At 68.7% G+C, this 22,974-nt stretch carries 18 protein-coding genes and 2 pseudogenes; 15 read left to right on the plus strand and 5 right to left on the minus strand.

What is annotated here, in order from left to right; translation table 11 throughout:
• The first annotated feature begins 4 nt into the window (after positions 1-4).
• Complete coding sequence (gene rplQ, locus REH65_RS19955; protein ID WP_406688629.1) at positions 5-517, plus strand: 50S ribosomal protein L17; 513 nt, start codon at positions 5-7, stop codon at positions 515-517.
• Positions 518-534: 17 nt separating this feature from the next.
• On the plus strand, positions 535-1,416 hold the full coding sequence (gene truA, locus REH65_RS19960) for a tRNA pseudouridine(38-40) synthase TruA (protein ID WP_406688630.1): 882 nt from the start codon (positions 535-537) through the stop codon (positions 1,414-1,416).
• Between the two features lie 274 nt (positions 1,417-1,690).
• Here truA and REH65_RS19965 read toward each other — a convergent pair whose 3' ends face one another.
• Positions 1,691-2,422 carry a hypothetical protein gene (locus tag REH65_RS19965; protein ID WP_281455367.1) on the minus strand — a complete coding sequence of 244 codons (732 nt, stop codon included), beginning with the start codon at positions 2,420-2,422 and terminating at the stop codon, positions 1,691-1,693.
• Positions 2,419-3,732 (minus strand): type VII secretion protein EccE, encoded by a 1,314-nt coding sequence (gene eccE / locus REH65_RS19970; protein ID WP_406688631.1) that lies wholly within the window; start codon positions 3,730-3,732, stop codon positions 2,419-2,421. The genes REH65_RS19965 and eccE overlap by 4 nt, the downstream gene beginning before the upstream one ends.
• 212 nt (positions 3,733-3,944) lie before the next feature.
• On the opposite strand from eccE, the gene eccB reads away from it, so the two are divergent.
• From eccB to REH65_RS19985, 3 genes are all read left to right on the plus strand, one after another.
• A complete protein-coding gene (eccB, locus tag REH65_RS19975) occupies positions 3,945-5,414 on the plus strand; it encodes a type VII secretion protein EccB (protein WP_406688632.1) in 1,470 nt (489 codons plus the stop codon).
• 197 nt (positions 5,415-5,611) lie between these two features.
• Complete coding sequence (locus REH65_RS19980) at positions 5,612-5,923, plus strand: hypothetical protein (RefSeq protein WP_281455364.1); 312 nt, start codon at positions 5,612-5,614, stop codon at positions 5,921-5,923.
• A 2-nt stretch (positions 5,924-5,925) separates the two neighbouring features.
• The gene (locus REH65_RS19985; protein WP_406688633.1) at positions 5,926-7,161 is read left to right on the plus strand and encodes a WXG100 family type VII secretion target; all 1,236 of its coding nucleotides are present in this window, start codon (positions 5,926-5,928) and stop codon (positions 7,159-7,161) included.
• Positions 7,162-7,499: 338 nt separating this feature from the next.
• Here REH65_RS19985 and mycP read toward each other — a convergent pair whose 3' ends face one another.
• On the minus strand, positions 7,500-8,894 hold the full coding sequence (gene mycP / locus REH65_RS19990; RefSeq protein WP_406688634.1) for a type VII secretion-associated serine protease mycosin: 1,395 nt from the start codon (positions 8,892-8,894) through the stop codon (positions 7,500-7,502).
• A 14-nt stretch (positions 8,895-8,908) separates the two neighbouring features.
• Positions 8,909-10,350, minus strand: a pseudogene (eccD, locus tag REH65_RS19995) (type VII secretion integral membrane protein EccD).
• Positions 10,351-10,662: 312 nt separating this feature from the next.
• Here eccD and eccCa point away from each other — a divergent pair.
• Positions 10,663-14,747: pseudogene (eccCa, locus tag REH65_RS20000) on the plus strand (type VII secretion protein EccCa).
• 190 nt (positions 14,748-14,937) lie between these two features.
• Here the strand turns inward: eccCa and REH65_RS20005 are convergent.
• Positions 14,938-15,159 carry a zinc finger protein gene (locus tag REH65_RS20005; protein WP_406688635.1) on the minus strand — a complete coding sequence of 74 codons (222 nt, stop codon included), beginning with the start codon at positions 15,157-15,159 and terminating at the stop codon, positions 14,938-14,940.
• Positions 15,160-15,272: 113 nt separating this feature from the next.
• On the opposite strand from REH65_RS20005, the gene REH65_RS20010 reads away from it, so the two are divergent.
• The 9 genes from REH65_RS20010 to REH65_RS20050 all read left to right on the plus strand — a co-directional run bounded on the left by REH65_RS20010 (position 15,273) and on the right by REH65_RS20050 (position 22,602).
• On the plus strand, positions 15,273-16,115 hold the full coding sequence (locus REH65_RS20010; protein WP_406688636.1) for a helix-turn-helix domain-containing protein: 843 nt from the start codon (positions 15,273-15,275) through the stop codon (positions 16,113-16,115).
• On the plus strand, positions 16,112-16,297 hold the full coding sequence (locus tag REH65_RS20015) for a DUF397 domain-containing protein (RefSeq protein ID WP_406688637.1): 186 nt from the start codon (positions 16,112-16,114) through the stop codon (positions 16,295-16,297). The genes REH65_RS20010 and REH65_RS20015 overlap by 4 nt, the downstream gene beginning before the upstream one ends.
• Before the next feature lie 138 nt (positions 16,298-16,435).
• Complete coding sequence (locus REH65_RS20020) at positions 16,436-16,834, plus strand: hypothetical protein (protein ID WP_406688638.1); 399 nt, start codon at positions 16,436-16,438, stop codon at positions 16,832-16,834.
• On the plus strand, positions 16,827-17,363 hold the full coding sequence (locus tag REH65_RS20025; RefSeq protein ID WP_406688639.1) for a DUF3558 family protein: 537 nt from the start codon (positions 16,827-16,829) through the stop codon (positions 17,361-17,363). Before REH65_RS20020 ends, REH65_RS20025 begins: the two co-directional genes overlap by 8 nt.
• A 123-nt stretch (positions 17,364-17,486) precedes the next feature.
• Positions 17,487-18,725, plus strand: a complete 1,239-nt coding sequence (locus tag REH65_RS20030; RefSeq protein ID WP_406688640.1) for a hypothetical protein — start codon at positions 17,487-17,489, stop codon at positions 18,723-18,725.
• A gap of 69 nt (positions 18,726-18,794) precedes the next feature.
• The gene (locus tag REH65_RS20035; protein ID WP_406688641.1) at positions 18,795-19,610 is read left to right on the plus strand and encodes an ESX secretion-associated protein EspG; all 816 of its coding nucleotides are present in this window, start codon (positions 18,795-18,797) and stop codon (positions 19,608-19,610) included.
• Positions 19,611-19,939: 329 nt separating this feature from the next.
• Complete coding sequence (locus REH65_RS20040) at positions 19,940-21,724, plus strand: type VII secretion-associated protein (protein ID WP_406688642.1); 1,785 nt, start codon at positions 19,940-19,942, stop codon at positions 21,722-21,724.
• Positions 21,725-21,933: 209 nt separating this feature from the next.
• The gene (locus REH65_RS20045) at positions 21,934-22,248 is read left to right on the plus strand and encodes a WXG100 family type VII secretion target (RefSeq protein ID WP_281455351.1); all 315 of its coding nucleotides are present in this window, start codon (positions 21,934-21,936) and stop codon (positions 22,246-22,248) included.
• Positions 22,249-22,311: 63 nt separating this feature from the next.
• Positions 22,312-22,602 carry a WXG100 family type VII secretion target gene (locus REH65_RS20050; protein ID WP_406688643.1) on the plus strand — a complete coding sequence of 97 codons (291 nt, stop codon included), beginning with the start codon at positions 22,312-22,314 and terminating at the stop codon, positions 22,600-22,602.
• Positions 22,603-22,974: the final 372 nt, after the last annotated feature.

Raw genomic sequence — 22,974 nt, forward strand, 5'->3', positions numbered from 1 at the left:
ACCGATGCCCACCCCGACCAAGGGTCCGCGTCTCGGCGGGTCCCCGTCGCACGAGCGGCTCATCCTGGCCAACCTGGCCACCTCGCTGTTCGAGCACGGTCGGATCACCACCACCGAGGCGAAGGCGAAGCGGCTGCGGCCGATCGCCGAGCGGCTGATCACCAAGGCCAAGAAGGGCGACCTGCACAACCGTCGCGAGGTCATGAAGACCATCCGCGACAAGGACGTCGTGCACAAGCTCTTCGCCGAGATCGGCCCGTTCTTCGCCGACCGCAACGGCGGTTACACCCGCATCGTCAAGACGATGCCGCGCAAGGGTGACAACGCGAAGATGGCCGTGATCGCGCTGGTGGCGGAGAAGACCGTCACCTCCGAGGCGGAGGCCGCCCGCGGCACCACGTTCGCCAAGGACGAGCCGAAGGCCGCTGAGCCCCAGGCCGAGGAAACCACCGAGGCCGCCGAGGCCCAGGTGGAGTCCGCTGAGGACACCGCCGCCGAGAAGAAGGACGAGTCCTGATTCTGGGCAGTGATGCTGTGAACGAGCCCGTTGTCCCCGCTGGGGATGACGGGCTCGTTCGCGTGCGCCTCGACCTGTCCTACGACGGCACGGACTTCAAGGGCTGGGCGAAGCAGCCGGGTCTGCGCACGGTGCAGGGCCTGGTGGAGGACGCCCTGGCCAAGCAGCCGCCGGGCCGCGAGGTGCCGAAGTCGGTGGTGGTCGCCGGTCGCACCGACACCGGCGTGCACGCCACGGGTCAGGTGCTGCACTTCGACGTCGTCCCGCTGGACCCCTCGGCGCCCGGGCGGTTGGCCGTCGACGAGCGGGGGATTCCGGACCTGACGCGGATGGTGCACCGCTGGAACCGGATCCTGCCGCCGGACGTGCGGATCCTGGGCGCTCAGGTGGTCCCCGCCGAGTTCGACGCGCGCTTCTCGGCGCTGCGCCGCCACTACCGCTACCAGGTCTCGGACGCGCCGTGGGGCGCGGATCCGCTGCGGCGCAAGGACACGCTGGCCTGGAACCGCCCGCTGGACGTGGACGCGCTCAACGCCGCGTCACGGGAGCTGTTGGGCCTCAACGACTTCGCGGCGTACTGCAAGCCGCGCGAGGGTGCGACGACGATCCGGGAGCTGCAGCGCTTCACCTGGAGCCGGGTTGAGGACAACCTCATCGTCGCCGACGTCTCGGCCGACGCGTTCTGCCACTCGATGGTCCGCAGCCTCGTCGGCACCCTCCTGATGACCGGGGACGGCCGGCGTTCGGACTCCCACCCGGCGGACCTCCTCGCGGAGGGCACCCGCACCACAGCGGTGGCCCCACCCCACGGCCTCACCCTCCGAGCCATCGACTACCCCCCGAACTCGGAACTGGCCGCCCGCAAAACCCAAACCCGAGCCACCCGAACCCTCCCCTGACCCCGCGCAGCCCGAGAACCTCTATGTCGCCCGGGTTCGGGAGCGCCGTGTTCGGCCGTGGGGCAGTTTTAGCCATAATCACCCATGATCAATGTCCGTTATGCCCGGTCAATTCTGGCTAAAACTGTCTCCGGTCCACGTGAGGCGGAACAGCATCCGCTGATAGCGGAGGCTATTGATAGCGGGCATTGTCGGTCGGAATTGACCGGGTGGAACGGAAGAAGCCCCTGGGACCTCGGTTCGAGGTCCCAGGGGCTTTTCGCGGAGGTGGAGGTCAGTCGCCTCGGCGGATGGGGCCGAGGATGTCCTTCTCCTTCTGGTTCGTGACCAGGCGGATCATGGTCCAGGTCATGTTGCCCAGGGCGATGAGCTGGTCGTCCTGGAGCTGCGTGAGCGGCTGCACCTGGTGGTTGCGCAGGCTCCAGATGCGCTGCGCGAGCTGGGCCTGGTTCAGCGGCAACCGCTGCAGCAGCACCAGGTCCGCGGTGTTGGCCGCCGTGCCGCTGCTGACCTGCGGGTGCAGGTACGGCAGCACGTACATGGTGGTCTGCCACGGGGCGCGCGGCGGGAACAGCTCCTGCGGGACCGCGCCGCCGTCGTGGATCACCAGCAGCGGGGTGTCCTCGGACGACCTCGGCAGGTCGAACGGAGCGAGCCGGCGGATCTGCACCAGCGGCACCGGCTTGCCGTCGGGCGTCTCGCCCGCGGCGCGCTCCAGCATCTTCCACGCGGCCGGACGCCCGGTCGCGATGATCACCCACGCGCCGGTCGCCATCGCGCGCAGCGCGAGCTGGCGGGCCAGGTAGAGGCCGCCGACGGTGACCATGCGGGTCGGCAGCGACCGCAGGATCGACGCGGCCTGCGCCCCGCCCTGCGGGTCCGACCCGATGATGACGCCGCCGCGGTCGCCGGACGGGCTGATCGCGTCCAGCGTCTCCGGGGTGACCAGGAACTCCGGTGCCGGACCGTGGCTTCCGGGAACGTCGATCGTCCTGCTTCGGCTCATGCCGCACCTCCGAGCGGCAGCGTCGCTGCGTAACCGGCCAGCTGCGAACCGCGCAGCGGCGTGAGCGTCAACCCGAGTCGGTTGCTGATGGCCTTCAACCGCGCGTCGGCGGTGTCGAGCTCTGCGGGCGTGCGGGCCGAGACGCGGACCAGACCGCGCAGGCCGACCTCGCCCTCCTCTCCGACCGGCGACACCGACAGCGCGATGCTGGTCGACAGCGCCCGGATGCCGGTGAGCGCGTTGAGGCTGTCGTTCATCTGGTTCGGCCACGACGTGACGGCGTAGCTGGAGTGACCCACACCGCCCGCCGTGACGCCGTCCCAGCGCTCCTTGAGCGCCACGGGGCGGTTCGTGCCGAGCACGGTGTGCAGCTCCGCGGACGAGACGCCGGCCTGCAGCAGCTCGTCCGGGTCCAGCGGGCGGGCCGGAATTCCCTGCTGCTCCAAGGAGGAACGCACGCGCGAGAGAGCACCGATCAGCGCGCGCTGGGCGCCGAGGACGCCGCCGCCGCGCTCGCCGATGGCCTTGGCGCACCGCTGCGGGTCGAGCCGCACGGCGATCCAGGTGGTGCGGCGGGCGGCGGCGGGGAGCCGGCCCAGCACTTCCAGGTAGGAGTTCAGCGCCGGGGAGTTCGACGGCAGCGCCGCGCTTCCCGGGTAGCAGTGCCAGATGACCTGGATCGCGTCGAGCACCACGCCGCGGTCCTCCAGGCACGGCACGAGAGCGCTCATCGGCAGGTTCGGCGCGTTGTCCACGGGGTTGAGCAGCGAGGGGGTCGGCTCGACCATCAGCACCGCGGTCCACTTGCCGTCGTGCCAGGACATCCCGACCGGGTTGCGGTCGTGGTCCTGCGCTCGGGCGATCACGAGGTCTTCGACGACGACGCGCAGCAGCGCGACCCGGTGGTTCTCGTCCGGGCCGATGATGCCGTCGCCGTCCTTGTCCTCAGCGGGCTCGGCGATGTCGACGTTGGCCGGGTGCGAGACGCGGGTGTGGTTGCGGCTGCGGTACTCCAGGACCTGGCCGAACCACTGCGTGAACCAGCGGCCGCGACGGCGCAGCAGCGCGAGGATCAAGGCCAGCAAGGCGATTCCACCCGCGATCGACCACATGACGGGATCGCGCGGGTTGATCAGGAACACGCCGGCGCCGATTCCCAGGCCGACTTCGATGAGCACGATGTTGGCCGCCGGGATTCCGGCGAGCGTCACGCCGTTGATCCGCCGACGCCGCGCGCGAATCCGGGCGCGGGTCGGGTTGGCTGGCCCGGGAGCCTTCGGCTGGGCCGGATGTTGTGTGGGCACGGACATCCGTTCGGTCTCTCCCCCTCGCAGGTAGGTGCGGCGGACGCGTTCGTCGGAGTTGAGCCGCGTGCAGAGAATACTGACGGAGTCCGCCGAACCGCACCCATTCGGTATATCTCAGCGACTATCCTGCGAAACCGTACCTCGGACGGGAGAGCTGTAGGCGAAGAATGGCATCAACACCCACAACGAAGTCACAGGTTCAGGCCTATCGGTTCGTGCTTCGCCGCATGGAGTCGGCGCTGGTGCGGAAAGACGCGGTGATGCTCCACGATCCGATGGGCTCGCACAAGCGGGCCACGGTCGCGGGTGCGGTGCTGGCGGCCGTCGGTGTGATCGGGTTCCTCGTCTGGGGCCTGTTCGGCGGCAAGGGCACGGTTCCCGAGCCCGGGAACATCGTCGTGGCCAAGGAGAGCGGCAGCGTTTTCGTCGTCACCTCCGACGACAAGGCGCAGAAGCGGCTCATCCCGATGCTGAACATGGCCTCGGCGAAGCTGCTGGTCATGCAGCAGGGCGGCAAGCAGGGCAGCGGCGCGGTGCCGACGACCACGGTCAAGGAGGCGGCGCTGGCGGACTTCCCGCGCGGTCCGCTCACCGGCATGGTCAACGCGCCGACGTACGTGCCGAGCGCGGACAACCCCGCCGAGCCCTCGTGGGCGATCTGCGACGTCGGCCAGGTCCAGGGCAACCTCAACTCCGAGCGGGTGGAGGCGGCCACGAAGGTCGAGACGACGGTCATCGGCGGTGACGGCAACCACGGCATCGAGCTCAACCCCGACCAGTCGCTGTTCGTCGAGGACCAGAGCTCCGGCGACGAGTACCTGGTCTACCGGGTCGGCCGGGACGACAACACGCACGCGGTGAAGTCGAAGATCGGCAAGAACGAGTCCGTCGTGCGCGACGTGTTCGGGCTCGACGGCGCGACCCCGCGCACCATCAGCACCAACATGCTCAACGCGATCCCGAGCGTGCCGGACCTCTCGGTGCCGAGCATCTCGGGTGAGGGCAGCCCCGCGTCGTACCTGACCCGCTACAAGGTCGGTGACGTGGTCAAGCGCAGCGTTCCCGGTGAGCCGGAGCAGTTCTTCGTGCTGATGCAGGACGGCAAGCAGGAGCTGAGCGCCGAGGGTGCGGCCGCGGTGCTGCACGCGGGCCGGCTCAACAGCAAGGACATCCCGAACGTCACCGGTGCGATCACCGACGCGCCGCGCACCGAGAGCCCGGTCGACCTCGACTACTTCCCGATGTCGGTGCCGAAGCCGGTTTCCTTCCAGCAGGCCGACACCTCGTGCCTGAGCTGGAAGAACGTCGGTGGCGCGCAGGTGATCACGGTGACCCTGAACAAGGGCACCCCGGCGGTCAAGCCCGCGGTGAAGCTGGCGCAGTACGACGGTTCCGGCCCGAAGGTCGACTACTACTACGGCCCGGCGGGCAAGGCGGCGGTCGTGCGCGGCACGTCGAACGAGGCCGGTGCCGAGAGCGGCCCGATCTTCCTGGTCTCGGACCAGGGCGTGCAGTACGGCGTGAAGGACGTCGCGACGGCGCAGGGATTGGGCGTGGCGAAGAGCGCGGGTGACATCAAGGCGGGCCCGTCGTGGCTGATGCGGACGTTGCCGCGCGGTGACTTCCTGGATCCGGCGGGGGCGAGCGTCACCTACGACTCGGTTCGGTGGGTCCGGGCGGTGTGAACCGCCCCGCTCCGAAGCCGCAGGCCGGAGGGGCCTAGTCGTGTGGGAGTGGGGGAAGTTTTCATGAAAACTTCCCCCGCTCACGAGGAACCGGACCGCCGGGTTCGGACGTCCGAGGGAACGAGCAAACCGCCCGCAGCCACGGTGAGCTGCGGGCGGTTTCGTCTGGGAAGCCAGATCCGATCTTGGAGGTGCGGATGTCGGGGATCAGGATCGACATCGACTGGCTGTCGACCCACGCGCGACAGGTCCGCGAGGCGGGCGAGGACATCACCACCGGCCGCGCGCGGCTGGCGGAGGCCGAGCTCGGCGCTGATTCCTTCGGCGAGATCGGGCGGGAATCCGGTGCGCCGGAGGCCTACCGGCGGTTGTGCGAGCAGCTGCTGGACCGGCACCGCAAGGCCGCCGAGACGTTGACCAGCGCGGGCGACGAGCTTCGCGAGGTGGTCGACTTCCATTCGGTCGGTGACGATGACAGCGCTGTTGACCTGCGCAGACAGGAGGCGTGACGATGTCGGCCGAGAACCTGCACTACCTCGCCGGAATCGCCGACGAGCTCGACGTCGCGCAGTCCATCCCCGCCGACGCGGGCGAGCTCATCGGGCGTCCGGACGACTTCCGCGATGCCGCCCGGGTCTGGCGCGAGGCGGCCGCCGCGGTCGAGGACTCCTCCGGTGATGTGGACGGCAAGCTGGGCGGGATCGACACCGCCTGGCAGGGCGCGGACGCGGAGGCGTTCGTCGCGCACATCCGCGACGCCGGGCTGGCGGGCAAGGACCTCGCGGACGCGATGACCGGCCTCGCCGATGCGCTGGAGCACACCGCGGAGGGCGTGGGTGCGCAGCTGCGACGTTTCACCGACCTGGTAGCTCAGACGGCTGAGGACGTCAGGGCCGCGATGGACGCCTCCGATGAGGACGGCGCTCGCGAGCGCTTGGCGGAGCTCGGCGAACCGGCTCGGGAGCTGCTGGAGTCCATCGCGGACTACTACACGGCCTTCACCCGCCTCTGCGACGACATGGCCGGCGGGGCGACTCGGGAGCCCGGCCGTTGGGAGGCGGGGGAAGTTTTCATGAAAACTTCGCCCACCACGGGAGAACCGGAGAACACCGGGGTTTCCGGGAGCTCTGGGGTTCCTGGGGCTGCTGGGACCGCTGCGGCGAGTGCGTCGGGGGAGTCTGAAGAGGACCGGTCCGGTGCCGGGGCGGCTGCGGGTGCGGCCGTGGGCGGTGCCGCCGTGGGGGCCGCCGGTGTCGGGATGGGCATGATGCCGATGGGCATGATGGGCGGAATGCTCGGTCAGCGCGGCGGTGGCGGTGGCAAGGAGCGGCAGAACTCCTCCCGCCTGAAGTCCAACCCCGAGGAGCTCTTCGGCAGCGCGCCGGAAGCCCCGCCCTCGGTCTTCGGCGAGACGGCGAAACCCCAGCAGGCCCAACAGGACCAGCCTGACAGCGCCAGGTCGAAGCTGGACCTCCCCTCGACCCTCCAACCGGCACCGCCGAAACCCTCCATCGACGAAGCCCTAGCCCCACCCCAAACCTCCCAAAACCCCACGACGTCCCAGAACCCCGCAACGCTCCAGAATCCCACGACCTCGCAGACCCCCACGACCTCGCAGGCCCCCACGACGTCCCAGAACTCGGGGCCGACGGTCGAAGCCGGGGTGCTCCAGGACTCCAAGGGCTCGACGCCCGAGGTGCGGACCGCTGGAGTGGAGGACGCGCCTCCGCCGAAGCCCCGCGGTTAGGTCCCTCGCGTCTCGAAGTGCTGGGCCGGGGACAGTTTTAGCCATAACTGTCCGGACATAACGGACATTGATCATGGGTGATTATGGCTAAAACTGTCCCCGGCCCCGACACGCCCGACGCGAGTCGGGGAACCAGGGGGAGTCGGGCGCTCGGTGGTGCGCTCAAATCCTTGGTTAACTTTCGCTGGGAATGTACTTTGTGACGCGCGTGATGTGTGGATGTGAGAAAGGGCCGTCTCCGCAGGGAGACGGCCCTTTCTCGGTGTTGGAAGCGGACGTTTCGCTTCACGCGTTGGAAGCGGATGTCGCGCTTCGGTCGCGGAAGCTGTCGTCGTGCTTCAGCGGTTCTGGCGGGCTCGGGCTCGGACGTTGCGGACCGCGTTGGCGAGGAACGCCGTGAAGACGATGCCCGCGATGCCGGCTCCCGCGCCGCCGATGGCGACGATGATCGCCGGGAAGTCCTTCTGCTGCAGGGCGTCCGCCGCGAGGTGCGTCGTCTTCTTCGGCGGTTCCTGCTTGCCGTGCTCGGACGGGACGACGTCCTGCAGCGCGGCCATCGGGTCGATCATGCCGTAGCCGACGATGTCGTTGCGGCCGTTGACCCCGCCCGGGTGCAGCGCCGTGGTCTTGATCCGGTCCATGACCTGCGCGGCCGACATCCCGGGGTACTTCTGCTGGATCAGCAGGGCGAGCCCGGACACGTACGGCGCCGCGAAGCTGGTGCCCTGGATCGGGCCCATCTGCCCCTGCTGGCCTTCCGCGATCTGGCTGACCAGGCCGTTCCCGCCCTGGCCGGGGTCGATGGCGATGAGGTTCTCGCCGGGCGCGGCCACGTCGACCCAGGGGCCGGGCACCGTGAACTCCGACGGGGCGCCCTGCTGGTTCAGCGAGGCCACGGTGAGCACCTCGTCGTCGAACCAGGCGGGGAGCACGGCCGTCGATGGGCTGCCGGGGGAGTTCTTCTGGCAGTTCCCGCCGACGTTGCCCGCCGCCGCGACGATCACGACGTCGCTGTTGTAGGCCTTCTTGACCGCGTTGTGCAGCATCTGGTTTCCCCAGTTGCTGTACTGGCCGGCCTGCGCGACCGGCTGGCACGACGACTGCGAGATGTTGATGACCTTCGCGCCGCGGTCCACCGCCATGTTGATGGCCTGCGCCATCGTCTCGGTGGTGCCGACGGTGGCGTTGGTCTGGTCGTCGACGAACAGGTTCGACGTCTGCCGGATGGACAGGATCGTCGCGTTCGGCGCGACGCCGACGTACCCGGTCTCCCCGGTGGGGTCCGGGTCGGCGCCGATGATGCCGGCCACGATGGTCCCGTGGCCGTCGCAGTCGTTGGTGCCCCGGCCGTCGGGGATCGCGGTGCCACCGGACTCGACCCCGCCGGCGCCGAGCCTCGGCTGGGCGCTGTTCACACCGGTGTCGATCACGGCGACCTTCGAGCCCGCACCGGTCAGCCCCAGCTCGTGAGCCCGTTCGTAGCCGAGGACCAGCTGGCTCCAGGGCTTCTCGGGGATCGTGCTGCCGGGGCTGCCGTTCATGCAGCCCTGCTTCTGCGGGAATTTCTGGGTCGAGAGGTTCGACCCGGCCACCTGGCTCGGGTCCAGAGGCGGTGGCCCCACCTGCTGCGCCAGGGCCGGGGCCGCCGGTCCGCTGAGCCCGAGGACGCCCACCGCGGCGCACAGCGCGAGACCGCGCCGTGCGCCGCGAGAGCGGGGGTGCTTGAAGCCCATGTGCGAGGCCCCTCTTAGAAGTTCAGGTTCAGGTCGCGGATGGCCATGTAGAGGTCCATCGCGGCCAGCGCCAGCGGGAGCACGAGGGCGATCAGGACGGCTTCGAGGATGTCGACCATCCGCCGCTGCACCGGCGAGAACCGGCGGTTCGGGAACACCACGCCGAAGATCACCGCGAGGCCGCCGAGGATCAGCAGCGGCGGGAACACCGCGGCCACGTACAGCGGGTTGTCGGCGACCTGGGCGAGCAGGCCGATGGCGATGCCGCCGGCGGCGAGCAGGCCGTTGAACAGCAGCGCGAGGGCCTGGCTGCCGTTGGCGTAGTTGCGGCCGCGCAGCAGCAGGACTGCGGCGACGACGATCGCGAACGCCGCGCCCCAGATGGGGTTGGTGGCGGCGGCGACGATCGCGCCGACGGCGGCGACGAGACCGCAGCCGATGATCAGGCCCGTCATGTACTGGTGGGCGAGCCCGGTCTGCCGCTCGATCATCCGGAACTCGGGGAAGCCGGAGTCCTCCTTGAGGTCCTCCGCGCTGCCCGGCACGTGCGGCAGCGGCAGCTTCGACAGCTGGATCGTGATGCGCGGCAGCAGGGAGATCCCCGCCAGCGCGACGGCACCCGCACCTGCGGCGACACCGGAGGCGGTGACCTGGGTGAAGATCGTCGCCACGATGAAGGCGATGGTGCCGAAGGCGCCGGCGGTGGCGGCGGCGATGAACGTCACGATCCCCGCGCCGATCACCATGATCGCCACCGAGGAGAAGATGAACACCAGCGCGCTGCCCAGCAGCAACCGCGGTTCCAGCGTGTTGCCGGGAACCATGTTGAAGCCGGCCACGAACGCCATCGGGAGTCCACCGGCGGCAGCGATCACGGTGCCTGTCGTGGACGCCGCGTAGGCGCGGGTGACGATCGAGCCGATGCCGGTCGCGAAGATCGCGACGACGATCGCCGCCACGGCCGCGACCAGCTGGAACACGACCGCGGTCGTGCCCTGGAGGTGGTCGGGTGCAGCATCCCGGCGGGTCCGGCGAGGCCGAGCGCGGCGGCCGCCGCGACGAGGCCCAGCGCACCGGCGGTGTGACCGACCTTCGCGGAGGTCTCCTTGGTCCACGGCCGGTAGCTGCCCGGCTCCGCCTCCGCGAGCGCGTCGACGACGTCGTCGTAGAGCGGCGGCGGCGGGTCGTCCGACCGGCGGCGAAGCTGCAGGATGTCGCCGTCGACGACGCCTTGCGAGGACAGCGACTGACTCGGATCCAGCGCCGCGCTCTCACCGAGCTTGGCCAGCACCCAGCCGCCGTGCCGCGAACCGCCGTCCGGGGTCATCTCGCGGGCCATGTCCAGCAGCATCGGCAGCAGGTCCGCCACCGATACGTCTGAAGGCAGCGCCAGGTCGATACGAGTTGTAGGCGCCACCACCGTCACGCGGCTGAACACCGTGGTCCCGGTCGCCACTTGGGCCCCCTACTCCCTGAAAGTTGATTGCCTTGCATTCATTTGTCGAGGGCTCGATCCAACCAAGCTCGGGTTTTCTTGTCGAAACCCACCCGCCCGATCGGAGAGCGCCCCTAGTATGGCCACACCGACCGTCCACGGGTGACGGGTTTGGCGGAACTCGTGTCAACTACTTGGTATCTGGTTGGTCACGCTGAGCCGCACCCCGTCATCCAGAGCTGCGCGGCAGTGAACAATGCTGGCTGCGAGTTCGACGAGCACCGGAGGTCTTCTGGTGTTTCCAGGCACGTCTGAGAAAGGTTGTTGCGTCCGGTGAGCACGCTGCAGTTCAAGCGAACGCCACGCCTGGCCGCGCCCCGGCCACCGGGCGGGGAGGTGCATCTCGAGCCACCGCCGGAGATTCCGCGGACCATCCCGGGCAACATCGTTCAGAAGGTCTTGCCGGGCCTGATGATCGTGGCGTCGCTGGGAATGATGGCGTTCATGTTCACGCGGGCCCAGAACAACCCGATGATGATGATGATGCCGATGATGATGCTCATCTCAACATTCGGGATGATGGCCGGCGGCGGTCGGGACGGCAGTCAGAAGAAGGCCGAGATGGACGAGGACCGCAAGGACTACCTGCGGTACCTCGGCCAGATGCGGGACCGCGCCCGCGAGGCCGCCGACGAGCAGCGGCTGGCCCGCGAGTGGGTGCACCCCGATCCGCAGACCCTGTGGTCGATGGCGGCGGGCAGCCGCCGCATGTGGGAGCGGCGCCCCAACGACAACGACTTCTGCCAGGTCCGCGTGGGCCGCGGTTCGCAGCGGTTGGAGACCCGCCTGGTCCCGCCGCAGACCGGCCCCGTCGACGAGCTGGAGCCGATCACCACGCTGGCGCTGCGCCGCTTCGTGCGCGCGCACTCGCTGGTGCAGGACCTGCCGATCGCGACGTCGCTGCGCGGCTTCGCGGCGGTCGGGCTGCAGGGCGAGAAGGAGCAGGTGCGGGGTCTGGCCCGCGCGATGCTGTGCCAGCTGGCGACGTTCCACACGCCCGAGGACGTGATCATCGCGGTCGCGAGCTCGGGTCAGGCGCGCCGCGAGTGGGAGTGGGTGAAGTGGCTGCCGCACGCGCAGCACCCCACCGAGACCGACGGCATCGGCCAGATGCGGCTGATGGCGGGTTCGCTGGCCACGGTCGAGAGCATGCTCGCCGAGCAGCTCGCCGAGCGCCCGCGCTTCCAGCGCAACGCGGCTCCGCCGGAGGGCCAGCCGCACGTGGTGATCCTGATCGACGACGCCGAGATCAGCCGGGAGGAGGCCCTCTACGTCGAGGGCGGCCTGGCGGGCGTCACCATGATCGACCTGTCCGACCTGCTGGGTCCGCTGACGGCGCGCCGCGGGATGCGGATGGTCGTGGAGGAGGACCGCATCGGTGCCCGCGGCGGGTCCGGTGTGGAGTGGTTCGGCAAGCCGGACTCGCTGACCATGGAGGAGGCGACGTCGCTGGCCCGCCAGCTGGCGCCGTACCGGGTCGCGGGCGGTCCGGCCGTCGACACCGACTCGGGCAGCTACGAGCCGCTGACCACGCCGCTGAACTACATCGAGCAGCTGGGCCTGGCCGGTGACGTGGTCACCTTCGACCTCAACGAGGCCTGGCGCCCGCGTCCCACCGACGATCTCTACAAGGTCGCGATCGGTCCTGGTGAGCAGGGCGAGATCGTGCACCTGGACATCAAGGAGACCGCCTCGGGCGGCATGGGCCCGCACGGCCTGTGCATCGGTGCGACCGGTTCCGGTAAGTCGGAGTTCCTGCGCACGATCGTGCTGGGCCTGATGGCCACGCACTCGTCGGCGATGCTCAACTTCGTGCTGGTCGACTTCAAGGGTGGTGCGACCTTCAACGGGTTCGACACGCCCCACGTGTCGGCGTCGATCTCGAACCTCGAAGGCGACGGCTCGCTGATCGACCGGATGCAGGACGCGCTGGCCGGTGAGATGAACCGCCGCCAGGAGGTCCTGAACAAGGCGGGCGCGAAGAACGTCTGGGACTACCGGAAGATGGCCGAGGCCGGTGACGAGCACGCGCAGGAGCCGCTGCCCGCGCTGTTCGTGGTCATCGACGAGTTCTCCGAGCTGCTCTCGCAGCAGCCGGAGTTCGCCGAGCTGTTCGTGATGATCGGTCGTCTGGGTCGTTCGCTGCAGGTCCACCTGCTGCTGGCCTCGCAGCGCCTGGAAGAGGGCAAGCTGCGCGGTCTCGACTCGCACCTGTCGTACCGGATCGGTCTGAAGACGTTCAACGCGGCGGAATCCCGCGCCGCGATCGGTGTTCCGGACGCCGCGGACCTGCCGGCCAGCGGTGGTCACGGTTACCTGAAGCACCCCAACGGCATGGATCGCTTCCGCGCCGCCTACGTGTCCGGCCACATGCACCAGACCAGCGGTCGTCGTCCCGCGCTGCGGGGCGGGGCGTCGCCGGTGACCGGTGAGAAGATGCCGCGCTACTTCATCCCGGACTTCATCGAGAAGCCCCCGGAACCGGAGAAGCCGGTCGAGCCGGAGGCCAAGGAGGAGCAGAAGGACCCGGAGTACACCGACTTCCAGATCATCGTCGACAAGTTCAAGGAGATCGCTGCGGTCCCGGCGCACCAGGTGTGGTTGCCGCCGCTGGACGCACCGCCCACTTTGGACACCCTGCTGCCGCCGCTGCAGCAGACCGACGATCGCGGCTACACGGCCGCGGGGTACTCGGGCAGCTCCCGGTTGCAGATCCCGATCGGCATCATCGACGTGCCCTACCACCAGCGTCAGGACCCGATGGTCCTGGACCTGTCGGGTCAGGGCGGTCACGGTGCCGTGGTCGGCGGTGTCGGTTCCGGCAAGTCGAACGCGATCCGCGCGATCATCGGCTCGGCGGCGCTGACCCACACGCCGCAGGAGATGCAGTTCTACTGCGTCGACCTCGGTGGTGGTTCGCTGACCTCGCTGCGCGGTCTGCCGCACGTCGGCGGCTACGGGTCGCGGCGCGACCCGGACACGGTCCGCCGGTCGATCGCCGAGCTCAAGGCGGTGCTGGCCGAGCGCGAGGGCCGGTTCCAGCAGCTGGGCGTCGAGGGCATGAACGACTACCGCAACCGCAAGCGTCGCGGTGAGTTCGACGACGACCCGTACGGCGACCTGTTCCTGGTCATCGACGGCTGGCGCGCGTTCCGCGAGGAGTTCGCGGCGCTGGAGCAGGACGTGCTGAACCTGGCCTCGAACGGTCTGGCGTTCGGCATCCACGTGCTGGTCACGGCCACTCGGTGGGCGGAGATCCGGCCCGCGATGAAGGACCTGATCCAGACCCGCATCGAGCTGCGGCTGGGTGATCCGAGCGAGTCGGAGATCGACCGCAAGGCCGCGGTGAAGGTGCCGCAGGGGCGTCCGGGTCGCGGCATGCACGACTCGAAGCTGCACTTCCTGATGGCCCTGCCTCGTGTGGACAGCGAGAACATCGGTGACCGCGTCGAGGTCGAGAAGCAGGCCGCCGAGGACGAGCGCCGTCCCGCGCGGATGGGCTGGGAGCTCTACAACGACGACGTCTCCGACGGTGTCGCCGACCTGGTCAACCGGGTCAAGAGCTCGTGGAAGGGGCGTCCGGCCCCGCAGGTCCGCCTGCTGCCGGAACTGCTGCCGCACCAGCAGCTCCCGCGTCCGGAGCAGCAGCCGAACCCGAAGCTGGTGCCGATCGGCATCAACGAGGACGGCCTGCACCCGGTCTACCTGGACTTCCGCGCGGAGCCGAACTTCTACGCGTTCGGCGAGCGGGAGTCGGGCAAGACGGCGCTGCTCAAGACGATCGTCCGCGGCATCACCGAGCGGTACACGCCGAAGGAAGCGCTGATCCTGCTGGTGGACTACCGGCGTTCGATGCTGGGCTTCCTCAACTCCCACCTGCTGGAGTACTCGGTCAGCGCGGACCAGCTCAAGAGCAACATCAAGGACGTCACGGCGTCGTTGAAGAAGCGGTTGCCCGGACCGGACGTCACGCAGGAGCAGCTGCGGGACCGCTCGTGGTGAAGGGCCCGGAGCTGTTCGTGGTCGTCGACGACTACGAGCTGGTCGCACCGCAGGGGAACAACCCGCTGGCCCCGCTGGCGGAGTTCATCCCGCAGGCGGCCGACGTGGGTCTGCACATCATCCTGGCCCGCAACTCCGGTGGCGCGGGACGTGCGCTGTTCGAGCCGGTCATCGGCAAGATGCGCGAGACGTCGGCCCCGGGCTTGGCGATGAGCGCCAACAAGGACGACGGACAGCTGGTCGCCAACATCAAGTCGCGCCAGCTGCCCCCGGGCCGAGGCACTCTCGTCTCCCGCACCCTCCGCGGAGGCCCGCAGATGATCCAAACAGCGATGATCACCGAACAACAGCAGTGACCTGAGCGCTGAAAAAGCCTCCCCCGAACCACTTACACGGTTCGGGGGGAGGCTTTTTCGTTGCGGTGGTTCCGCGAGGGTGTCGACGATGGTGGGCAGTGGACAGTTTTAGTGAAAACTGTCCATGATCAATGTCCGTTTTGTCTGGACAGTTTTCACTAAAACTGTCGTTTCGCCAGGACTGCGCCCCTCAGGTGCGTGGTGGGGTGTTCGCGAGGTGCTTCCAGCAGTCCATGCAGGTGGGTTCGAGGATCCAGGCGAGTTCGTCGAGGTCGTGGAGCTTCGCGGCTTCGACCTCGGTTCCGCAGTAGGCGGTGGCGGTCTCCTCGGGGGCGAGCTTGGTGGCGGCGATCGGGAACGCGTGGCGGCTTCCGGGCACGGGGCGCCAGACGTAGGTCAAGTATTCGGGCATCGAGACTCCCCAGTGAGTTGGTGTCGTTAAAGGCTCTCGTGAGATCTGCAAGACTTGCAAGATCCACGATTGGGTGTATCGAATGCGCTGGTGAACACCCGTAAAGTGGCCGCGTGTCGAACTCACCGCGTGCTCGTGCGCTAGCCAAGGAACTCCGTGCCGCCCGTAATGAGGTCGGTTTGTCGATGAAGCTCGTCGGCAAGCAGCTCGGTTGGTCCGAGGCGAAGGTCAGTCGCGTCGAGAACGCCAAGCAGGGCATCACCGAGTCCGACGTCTCGGCGATCCTCGCGGTCCTGCGCGTGACCGGGACTGATCGCGATCGGCTGCTCAAGATGGCCCGCGAGATCGACCAACCGGCGTGGTGGGAGCTCGGCCGTGAGCTGCCCGAGCAGCTGACCGCGCTCATCGATGCCGAGCAACGCGCCGTTCGGATCACCAACGCCTCGCTGAACACGATTCCCGGCCTGCTCCAAACTCGCGCGTACACGCGGGAAATCATGGTCGCGGGAGGCGTTTCGGTCGACGAGCTCGACGATCACGTGTCGATTCGTCAGGTCCGGCAAGGAATTCTGAGCAAGCACGACCCGGCTGAGCTGTGCTCGTTCATCGATGAGACGGCGCTGCTGCGTCCTATTGGTGGCACTCGTGTGATGGCCGAACAGCTGCGGAAGCTCATTTCGGCTGCTGACGCGCCCAACGTCACGTTGCGCGTGCTTCCGCTTGAGGTCGGTGCGCATGCCGGGCTGAGCGGCACGTTCGTAGTCATGGAATTCGTGAAAGCTCGCCCGATCGTCTTCTTGGAAGGTCGAAGCTCCGGTGCTTTCATCGACGAGCCTGAAGATGTGAGCTTGTTCGACGAGGCCGTGAAAAGCCTTGACGCGCAGGCCGCGGATCCGGCTTCCTCGGTGGAGATCGTGAGCGGGTACCTGAAGAAGTACGAAGGTGAGGCGGCATGAAGGGCGAGTTATCCGGCTGGCGCAAGTCCTCCCGCAGCGGAGCGCAGGCGGACTGCGTCGAGGTCGGGTGGGCTCCGGAGGTCGTCGGGGTTCGGGATTCGAAGGATCGTCAGGGCGGTGTCCTGGTGTTTTCGTCGGAGCGGTGGGCTGAGTTCGTCGAGGGACTACGCCGTTCCGGCTGACGTTCTGGGCTGTTCGGATGGTGTGTGAGGTAGGTCCCTCGAAACCGCCTCCGCACCGGTTCGTCGCCTTGTACTCTCTGCGTCCGTGATCGCTCGGTTGAGTGACGTTCATGATCACGAACGTGGAGGGGGCTCTCGATGACCACCGGGATGGAAGGCTTAGCGGCCGGCGCGAACGCGCTGGCAGGCCAGTCAGCCGGCCTGCGCGCAGCCGTCGACAACGGCCAGCTCGTCATGGACCCGGAGAGAGCCGAAGCCGTCGCCAAGGTCTACGACGACAAGGCTAAAGAGCTTCAGAAGCTGACAGGTCGTCTGGACCGCCTCGTCGTGCGTCAGGGATTCGGGGACTGCTTCATCGGGCGTCAGCTTGAGCAGAAGTTCGACCAGAAGGTCAATGCGCCTAACGTCGGTCTCGTCGCGATCCTTGGCCAGATGAAGAAGGTCCTGGAAGACATGGCTTCGGCATATCGGGACTCCGCACGCGACATGAAGAACATCGACGACGAGCACGCCAGCAACCAGAAGCGGATTGTCTGATCTGATGGTGACTATGCGTACGACACGATTTGTGGCGGCGGTTGCCGTCGTTGCCGCTGGGTCCGTCCTGGCCGGGTGTTCTGGCGGAGGTTCCGCAGGTGAGACCGGGCAGCCAGCTCCGCAGAACGTCCTGGCCGGGTTTGATCCGTGCAAGGTCGACCCGCAAGCGCTCGGAGCGACGGCTCCGGGTGAGCCGGTCGATGACGGGAGCGGCGAGCAGGGCTGTGAATTCGAGGCAGGGGACGCCATTGTCGCTGTCTACAAGGGCGAGAACGACAGCCTTCAGTTCTGGGAAGGCCAGCGCGATCGGTTCGGAGTCTTCGAGCCGAATCAGGTCGGCGCGCGCAAGGGCATCAAGCAGGTGTCGAAGGGCGCTGTTGGCCAGGGGATCTGCAACCAGGTGATCGAGGTCGGCAGCGGATCTGTGTCTGTGCAGGTGAACAACTCCGGCAACGAGCCGAACGACGACGCGACGTGTGCGAAGGCGATGGAGATCGCTCAGGCCGTCGAGCCGACCTTGCCGAAGTAGAACTGTCGAGGGGACGACATGGGGAACGGATTCACCGACTTCGTCGGCGGCGTCGCGTCGTCGGCTGGTGACTTGTTCGTTGGCGCTGTCGGCGGTGAGACTTCCGCGCAGGAAGAAGCTCGATTGGCGCGGGAGGATGCTGCGAAGCAGGGGCGCCAAGACCTCAGGGCGCTCACGAAGGAACAGCGGGATCTCCAACTCGCCAACGGGCATGACCCTGCGTCGATCACCCAGCAGGACAACTGGCAGAACTGGGATCAGGCCCGTCTCGCGACTCAGCTGAAGCCGTCGCTGAGTCCTGAGCAGATCGCCAAGTCCGGCCACTCGTGGGAAAAACTCGGGAACGAGATCGCCGAGATCTTCGGCAACCTGGATGAACTCGCTCGCCGTGAAGCTGGTGACGGCATGCGCGGCCAGGCTGCGGAAGCTGGTCTGAACGCCTCGAAGCCGTTGCAGGAGTGGGGGCGTGCGTTCGGGGACTCCGTGCGCGGCACGGGCCTGAAGATCCAGGAGGCCGGGGTCGCGGCGGAGCAGACGAAGGCGTCGCTGCAGCCTCCGGCCGGGTACGACTCGGTGCGCGGCGGGATGTCCGCGATGCTGGGCCCGAGCGGCGCGCTCGTGGACGGCGCCATGCAGATGCGGGAGCAGAAGGAAGCCGATCAGCAGGCCCGGCAGGTCGCGGAGAACGTCTACGCGAAGAGCTACCAGGCCGTGGACACGAGCACTCCGACGTTCCCGCCACCGGTGAATCCGCTCGCTCCTCCGCCGCCTCCGCCCGGTGGTGAGACTCCGGGTGGGCCTGGCACGGGCTCCGGCTCGGGGGCCGGGTCCGGTAGCGGCAGCGGGTACTCCGGCTCGTCCGTCGGCGGTGGTTCCGGCGGTGGGTACTCGGGTTCCGCTCCTGCGCAGAGCAGTTCGCAGTGGGCTTCTCCCTCTCCGACCGGTCCCGGTGCCGGTGGCGGGATGCCGCCCGGGGCGAATCCCGGTCAGGGCGGTCCGGCCGCCGGGTTCGCCGGGGCGATGCCGCCGGGAGCCGGTGCCGGAGCAGGTCGTGGTGCCGGTGGCGCGGGTGGTGCGCGCGGTGCAGGCATGGGTGCCGGCGGCAAGGCCGGTGGCGGCATGGGTGCCGGTGGCCGGGCCGGGATGGGCGGTCTCGGCGCGGGTGCCGGAGCCGGTGGTGCTGCCGGTGCGGGCGCCGGTGGTCGCGGTGCCGCGGGCGCGCCCGGTGGTGGCGCCGGTGCCGGTCAGCGCGGTCAGGGCGACGAGGACAACGAGCACGAGCGTCCCTCGTGGCTCGAAGAGCAAGAAGACATCTGGATGGACGACATGCCCAAGACCGCACCGCCGGTCTTCGGGGAATGACGAGGGTGGGCGAAGTTTTCATGAAAACTTCGCCCACCACCGATCCGCAGGAAGCTGGGGGAGGAAAGCGTGTCGGAGCGTTGGCTGCTGCCACCGCTGTGGTTCGACCTGTGCTGGGAGATCGGCGGGTTCGACGAGCACCCGTTCCCGATCTCCGTTCGCTCGCACGGCGAAACGCTCGAAGAGCGGGCCGTGCTGCGCCAGCGCACCCTCCCCGACCTGCACAACGCCGGTCTGCTCGGGCAGAACGGCCTGACCCAGCGCTTCGCCGAGATCCTCGGCCAGCTGGCCAAGCCGGGGCTGTGGATCGAGGGCCTGTGGATGCCCGACGACACCGGTGACTCCCCGGCCCGGCTCCTGTCGGTCGCCACCGAGCAGGGCGCGCTGCTGCTCGTCCAGCAACCCGGCGACTCCGAGAGCTACGGCGGTGACCTGCGGATCTCCGTCCTGCCGCGCACCTCGATCGGTGCCGCGGCCGTGCAGGGGATGCCTCCGGCGCCGGTCGGCAAGCGCCCGCGCCTGGCGGTCCCGGCCGCCGACATGGCGCAGCGCAAGCCCGCCGACGACTTCGAGAACATCGACCACATGCAGTCGGCGGGACCGCGCAAGGCCCCGGCGGCCGAGACCCTGCGCGGCTTCGTCGAGGCCCCGCACTTCCGCGACGGTCAGTTCACGGCCAACCTCCGCGACCGCTTCGGCCGGACCCACCGCTCAGCGGTCCTCAAGTGGTTCGACGCACCGGAACCCGACGGCCGCTACGGCCTCACCCAGGCCCAACGCCCTGGCGTCGGCGTGGAGATCATCCTCGCGGGTCTCGGAGCCCCGGAACTCACCGCCGCTCTCGACAACCGAGTCGCCGAAGTCCGCGCCCTCGCCCAGTCCTGACCAACACCCGACCGGGTGTCACAGCCTCGCCCACCTGCGGTTCTCGCCGTGCTCCACCGGATTTCAATGGAATTCAGGAACCCGATTTCCATTGAAATCGGACGCACCACCTGCGCGGGCGCGCGTCGGACCCGGAATACGGCCGTAATCGGGGACCGGAATACGGGCGTAATCCCGTCACCCGCGGGTGAGGCGCGGGAGGATGTTGGTGCTGGGGCGGGCGGGGCCTCTAGGGTGCTCACCCGGGGGGACGGTGCCGTCCGGACGGCGGGCCGGTTGACGACGTCGTCGCAGGCGAGGGCCTGCGGCGACGGTGAATGGAGTACTGGGTGTCCCTGCACGTCTCGATCGACTTCGGCACATCGAGCACATGCACGGTGGTCTCGGTCGGCGGTGCCGAACCACAGGTGGTCGTCATCGACGGGCAGCCGCTGGTGCCCTCGGCGGTCTTCGCCGCCGCGGACGGCACGCTGTTCGTCGGCCACGAGGCCGAGCGCCAGGCCGCCGTCGATCCCGCCCGCTTCGAACCGCACCCCAAGCGCCGCATCGACGAGGGCGAACTGCTGCTCGGCAGCACCGTCCTCAAGGTCGGCGACGTCATCCGGGCCGTCCTGCAGCGCGCCGTCGGCGAGGCCCGCCGCTTCGCGGGTGGAGCCGCCGTCGACCTCCTCGTGCTCACCCACCCCGCCGACTGGGGTTCGGTGCGCGCCGCCGAACTCCGCCAGGCCGCCACCGGCCTCGGCAAGGAGATCGTGCTGGTGCCCGAACCCGTGGCCGCCGCGGTGTTCCACTCGGCGGGCAACGGGCTCCCGGACGGTGGGGCGCTGGCCGTGCTCGACCTCGGCGGCGGCACCATCGACGCCTCCGTGGTGCGCAAGCAGGGCGCGTCGTTCCAGGTCCTGGCCACCAAGGGAGAACCGAACTTCGGCGGCGCCGACGTCGACCAGCTGCTGCTGGAGCACGTCGGCGAGCTCGTCGGCAGCACCGATCCGGCCGCGTGGCGCAAGCTCGTCGAAGGCCGCGAGATGCCCGACCGGCGTCGCCGCCGGGTGCTGCGCCAGGACGTGCGCGGGGCCAAGGAGACGCTGTCCCGCCACGCCTACACCGACGTCCCGATGCCGCCGCCGTTCTCCGACGCGCACGTCACGCGCGCCGACCTCGAAAAGCTCATCGCCGCACCGCTGGCCCGGGCCGCCGACCTGGTGCTGAGCACCCTGCGCGACGGTCAGGTGCCGCGAAGACAGCTCGCCGGGGTGTTCCTCGTCGGCGGCTCCAGCCGGATCCCGATGGTCGCGCGGCTGATCCACGAACGCACCGGCGTCGTCCCGGCGACGCTCGACCAGCCCGAAACCGTCGTCGCCCGAGGCGCTTTGCGCGCCGTGCGGCTCGATCCCGGGCGCAGCGGCGGACTCGCCCCGACGGGTGCGTGGGCGGGCACGACCGTGCGCGACTACCCGCTTCCCGGGCAGACGACCAGGGGCGACTCGCTCAGCCGCGCCCGGACCGTGATCATGACCGGCGACGAGCCGACCCGGCCGGTCACCAAGCGCCCGAAGATCAAGCGCAAGCGCAAGACCCCGTGGATCATCGGCGCCGGAGCGGTGCTGCTCGCCGCGGTCGCCGGGGTGACCGCGCTGCTGCTCACCGACGCGCCGCCGCAGGCCGATCCGGCCGTGCCCGCGCAGCAGATGGCGGCTTACGACTACCACTTCGCCTATCCCGGCGGCTGGCGTCCGGCGGGCGGTGATCCGGCGAAGTTCCAGACCCTCGTCGAACCCGCGGCCGGCCCGCAGGGCGCGCTGGTCGCGGTCGAGGAGGGGCGGCTGACCTTCGACACCGACGGCGATCGCAACCGCGCGGTGCAGCTGCTGCGCGGCGAGTACGAGAAGAGCGTCGCGGCGGGTGAGGACTTCTCGCTGTTCACGCCGTCCACGAGCTTCGCCGGGCGGGACGTCGTCTACTACCGCGAAACGCTGCCTTCGGCGACGGTCGAGTGGTACACGCTGTACAAAGGTCAATTCAAAGTCAGCGTGGGCTGCAAGTACGGCGCCGACGGCAGGGAAGAGGTCGTTCGCGCTTGCGAACAGGTCGTGGGTTCTCTCGCGCTCGGCTGATGCGAATGCGAACGGGGTCCGTTCGGACGAGTCGCCTTTGAGGTTTTCGCAACCGCAAAACCGTTGTTGACCAGCGGGTTCCCCGTTCCGCGTTTACAACAGCAACGGCTTGCGAAGAAATCCAGGACAACGGGGAACCGAACGTGGCAATGTCTGCGTCGCAGGTTCATCAGAGCTTGATACCGAGTTTGAAGGGGGTCATCGGAGAGATGGCTGGAATTGGTGCGGACACCGAGGCGATCCAGCAGGCGTCGGTCGACATCGACGAGGCCCGCAACGCCGTCGAGCAGGCGCTGCAGCAGCTGCAGGGGCAGCTGGAGGGCCCGGTGCAGAACTGGAAGGGCGCTGCGGCGGACGTCTTCCGCAAGCTGATGGAGCAGTACGAGCAGAGCGGCAAGACGATCATCCAGAAGCTCGACGAGCTGGGCCAGAACGTGAAGTCCTCGGGTCAGGACTACGCCGCCACCCAGGAGGAGCAGGCGCAGGAGATGCAGTCCAAGATCGGCAGCCTGCTCGACGGCTGATTTCGCTTCCGCAGTTCGCAGATTCCACATTTCTTGATCTAGAAGATTCCGAGGGGACAGGTAATGAGCGAGATCAACGTCAACTTCGCGGAGCTGCAGCAGGCTTCCGATGACCTGCAGACGGCCGCCCAGAAGATCCAGGGCGAGCTGGACGACCTGGAGGGCAAGATCCAGAAGCTCGTCGCCACCTGGGACGGCGAGGCCGTGGGTGCCTACCAGGAGGCGCAGCGCGCCTGGGACCAGGAAGCCGCCAAAATGCAGGAGACCGCCGCCAAGATGGGCATGGCCGTCGGTGCGGCCAACGAGTCCTTCCAGGCCGGTGAGAAGAAGAACGCCGGCCGTTTCGGTGGCTGAGCTCACTTCGCACTGATTTCCGCGCTGATGGCTCCGGCGTTTTCGCCGGGGCCATCAACGCGTCCGGCGGGTGATCTCCATTTGCGGAGGTCCGATCGGCTTTGCCGGGGCGCCCGTCGGCGACCAGCGGGCATTGCTATGCTGGTTTCGGCGATCTGGCAGGTCAGGGCCTCAAAAGAAGAACCGAGGACCCGTTTTGACCGGCCCAGAAGCCACCAAGTACCCTCATTCTTTGTTGTGCGGTGCGCGGCTGCAGTTCGCGCCAGCGGAACGGACTCGCTCAGCGAGTCGCGGTCCCGGCGGCGGTACTGGCGGACGTGCCGGTTCCACGAGCAGACCTCGTGTGAACCGTCCGGCGTGATCGAGACGGGC

It is taken from the genome of Saccharopolyspora sp. ID03-671 (assembly GCF_045278815.1).
Taxonomy (GTDB): Bacteria; Actinomycetota; Actinomycetes; order Mycobacteriales; family Pseudonocardiaceae; genus Saccharopolyspora; species Saccharopolyspora ipomoeae.